The following is a 474-nucleotide window of genomic DNA, read 5'->3' as shown; positions in this document are numbered from 1 at the left end:
CCCACAGAGGAAGCTTTGGTTTAACAGAGGAGTATGTTGATAGTCAAAACGACCTACTTAGTCTAAAACTTACCTTGCTCGATTTGCTAAAAGTTGCTAAAGCGGCTCAATAATCGAACCTTGCATGGCATTACCCATCCGAGTAGCTCTGCTACAGACATGCCATACCATTCGTCCGAAGAAGACATCAGGGAACGCCTCCTATTACTGACACAGGGTATTAACGCTGGCGTTTGGGACTGGAACATCCAGACGGGAGAGGAGTGGTGGAGCGAACGGTTCTTTCAACTGCTGGACTATGAGCCAGGCGAGATACCTGCCACATTTGAAAGCTGGGTTTCTAATGTGCTGCACCCAGAAGACCTGCAAGCAATGCAGGCGGCAGTGAACGAACATCTCCATAATGGGACCCCTTACAGCCTGGAGATCAGGATGAGGCACAAGGCTGGGCACTATTCCTGGTTTGAAACCCAG

The 474-nt window shown here is 49.6% G+C and carries 1 protein-coding gene; it reads left to right on the top strand.

Features of this window, described 5'->3' with window-relative positions:
- Window positions 1–159: 159 nt before the first annotated feature.
- The coding region (locus tag VPK24_RS03555) for a PAS domain-containing protein (RefSeq protein WP_393010771.1) at window positions 160–474 on the top strand (315 nt) is incomplete at its 3' end.

The sequence above is a fragment of the Limnothrix redekei LRLZ20PSL1 genome, from assembly GCF_043235035.1.
Taxonomy (GTDB): Bacteria; Cyanobacteriota; Cyanobacteriia; order CACIAM-69d; family CACIAM-69d; genus CACIAM-69d.
The sequence above is the reverse complement of the archived record's forward strand: the minus strand, read 5'-3'. Positions and strand labels throughout refer to the sequence as shown.